General features: G+C 58.3%; 4 protein-coding genes. 2 read left to right on the forward strand and 2 right to left on the reverse strand.

Annotated elements, in window-relative coordinates; all coding sequences use genetic code 11:
* Together NWQ23_RS10820 and NWQ23_RS10825 are read left to right on the forward strand one after the other, a co-directional pair.
* The coding region (locus tag NWQ23_RS10820) for a DEAD/DEAH box helicase (protein ID WP_306166365.1) at positions 1 to 1,280 on the forward strand (1,280 nt) is incomplete at its 5' end.
* A gap of 109 nt (positions 1,281 to 1,389) precedes the next feature.
* Positions 1,390 to 2,556, forward strand: a complete 1,167-nt coding sequence (locus tag NWQ23_RS10825; protein ID WP_306166366.1) for a Xaa-Pro peptidase family protein — start codon at positions 1,390 to 1,392, stop codon at positions 2,554 to 2,556.
* A gap of 76 nt (positions 2,557 to 2,632) precedes the next feature.
* Here NWQ23_RS10825 and rpmE read toward each other — a convergent pair whose 3' ends face one another.
* Entirely contained in the window at positions 2,633 to 2,854 is a 222-nt protein-coding gene (rpmE, locus tag NWQ23_RS10830) for a 50S ribosomal protein L31 (RefSeq protein WP_306166367.1), read from the reverse strand.
* 11 nt (positions 2,855 to 2,865) lie between these two features.
* On the reverse strand, positions 2,866 to 3,126 hold a 261-nt coding region (rplS, locus tag NWQ23_RS10835), incomplete at its 5' end, for a 50S ribosomal protein L19 (RefSeq protein WP_306166368.1).

Raw genomic sequence — 3,126 nt, forward strand, 5'->3', positions numbered from 1 at the left:
TGAAAGAACAGGGGATCACCGATCCCACCCCGATCCAGACCCAAGCCATCCCGCATGCCATGAATGGCCGCGATGTGATGGGGCTGGCCCAGACCGGCACCGGTAAAACGGCAGCCTTTGGTCTGCCAATGATCCACGCGCTTATGAAGGCGGGCATCAAACCAAACCCCAAGACGGTCCGCGGCCTTGTGCTGGCACCTACCCGGGAACTGGCCAAGCAGATTGCTGACAACCTGACGGCCTATACCAAAGGCAGCCACCTGAAAGTGGCGCTGGTCGTCGGTGGCGCGGGCATCTCTGCCCAGATGAAACGTCTGGCGAATGGTGTTGACCTCTTGGTCGCGACCCCCGGTCGTCTGATCGATCTGCTTGATCGCCGCGCTGTGCGGCTGGACGAGACGGTCTATCTGGTGCTGGACGAAGCCGATCAGATGCTCGACATGGGCTTCATCCACGCGTTGCGCCGGATTGCACCCCTTTTGGCGAAAGAGCGTCAGACCATGATGTTCTCGGCCACGATGCCCAAGCTGATGTCGGAACTTGCCGATACCTTCCTGACCGATGCGGTGCGCGTACAGGTAAACCCTCCGGGGCAAGCCGTGAAGAAGATTGAACAGTCCGTGCATTTCGTGGCCCAAGCGGCCAAGACCGATCTGCTGATCGAGCTGTTGGATAAGCACCGTGACGAATTGGCGCTGGTCTTTGGCCGGACCAAGCATGGCTGTGAAAAGCTCTATAATGTGCTTGAAAAGAAAGGCTTTGCCGCGGCATCCATCCACGGCAATAAATCGCAAGGGCAGCGCGAACGCGCGATCGAGGCGTTCAAGGCCGGCAAAGTGCGCGTGCTGGTGGCAACAGACGTTGCTGCGCGCGGCATCGACATTCCTGGCGTGCGCCACGTTTACAACTATGATCTGCCCAATGTTGCCGAAAACTATGTCCACCGGATTGGCCGGACTGCACGGGCCGGTGCCGATGGTGCCGCGATTGCTTTGGTCGCACCGGACGAGATGATCGAATTGCAGGACATCGAAAAGGCGATGAAGGAAACGATCCCTGTCGCCTCTGGTCGTCCTTGGGAAATTCAGCCCGGCCAGAAAAAGCGGCCCAATGGTGGTGGCGGCGGCGGTGGACGTCGCGGTGCTGGCGGTGGTGGTGGCCAGCGGTCAGCAGCGCCGCGCGCGGCGGGTAAGCCTGCCGGTGGTGCGGGCAAGCCCGGCGGTCGGCGACGCAACGGTGGCGGCGGCGGTGGGCGCGCAAGGAGCCAGTCAGCGGCGTAGTTGCTGGCAGGTTCGATCGCAAGGAATGAATGCCATCTGAGTTTTCAGGTGGCATTTTCTTTTGCGCGTCCTAGAACTGAGCCATCGTCACAATCAGGAAAGCCCCTCTATGTTGCCTAGCGAGAATGATCTGATCATAGAGCGTCATCGCAGGCTGTGCTCAGTGATGGAGGCGCGTGGCGTTTCAGCGGTTCTGACAGCCAACCCGATCAACATCCTTTATGCGACGGGCGTGCGCAACATGACGGTTTTCAGCCTGATGGGGCCTTTTCGTTTTGTCCTTGTTCTGGCGGACGGCACGACAGTGCTATGGGAATTTGCCGGCTGCGAGCATCTTGTCACAGGCAATCCTGTCGTGGATGACGTGCGCCCCGCGCCTGCGATTTCATCGATTTACGGCGCGGCCTATCACGATGGCATCCGCAGCTTGGCCGAACAGATCGCGACTATCCTGAAAGACGAGAGGCGGATTGCCGTAGAGGGTTTTGACTTCGAAATGACCGACGCCTTACGCGCCGCCGGTATAGCGGTTGACGATGCGGTCGCGGTGTTTTCCCAAGCCCGACTGATCAAACAGCCAAGCGAGATTGCTGTGATGCGCGAGGCCGTCACACGGGTCGAGGCCGCGGCAGCTTCGCTCGAGGCGGCGATTGCCCCCGGTGCCAGCGAGGTCGAGGTGTGGTCGGCGTTCCACAAGCATCTGATCGCAACAGATGGGGAATATGTCTCGACCCGCCTGTTTCAGTCCGGCCCCAGAACCTTTCCCTATTTCCAAGAGGCCGGACCAAGGCGGATGCAATCGGGTGATCTTGTGTGTTTTGACACCGATGCGCTGGGGTATCTCCATTACGGCGTTGATTTTTCGCGCACATTTCTTTGTGACACTGGCGCGGCGAGCAGCAAGCAAAGAGCGCTTTACAGGCTTGCCTATGACCAGTTGCACCACAATGCCGCACTCTTGCAGCCGGGCAAGTCATTCGAGGCTTTCGCCCGCGCGGCATGGCCAATTCCCGCAGACTATCGCGGGCATGGGTATTATTGTTTGGGGCACGGTTTGGGGTTGTGTGGGGAATACCCCTATATTCCACATTATTTTGACGGGGTTCCTTATGCCTTCGACGGCAGTTTTGAACCCGGCATGGTGATCTGCATCGAAAGCTATATCGGGGCAGAGGCGGAATCAGAGGGTGTGAAACTCGAGGATCAGTTCCTGATCACCGACACGGGTGTAGAGCGATTGACAAACTACCCCTTCAACGCGGCCCTCTTGGCCTAGTGCCGGAATGCAAAACGCCGCTCCAACAAGGAACGGCGTTTGTAACTGCAAGGTGGATCTTGATCCAACCGCCGTCTTAGAAACCCAGACCGGCGTACTTGTTCTTGAACTTGGACACACGGCCGCCGGAATCCATCAGGCGTGTGGAACCACCGTTCCATGCGGGGTGCACGGATGGGTCGATATCCAGCGACATGGTATCGCCTTCTTTGCCCCAGGTTGATTTCATCTGAATGATTGTCCCATCGGTCATTTTGACGTCGATGACGTGATAATCGGGATGCGTATCTTTTTTCATGATGCCGGTCCTTACGCTTCAGCGCCGCTTTGGGCTTTGTAGTTGGTGACTTCTGCGATACGCGCGGATTTACCACGACGTGACCGGAGATAGTACAGCTTGGCGCGACGCACGCGACCACGGCGAACCACGGTGATGCTGTCGATGTTGGTGGAATGCAGCGGGAATACACGCTCCACACCTTCGCCAAAGGAAATCTTGCGCACTGTGAACGAACCGGCGATGCCTTTGCCGTTCTTGCGGGCGATGCAGACGCCTTCGTAGTTCTGCAC

Source organism: Yoonia sp., from assembly GCF_030731595.1.
Classification (GTDB): domain Bacteria; phylum Pseudomonadota; class Alphaproteobacteria; order Rhodobacterales; family Rhodobacteraceae; genus Yoonia.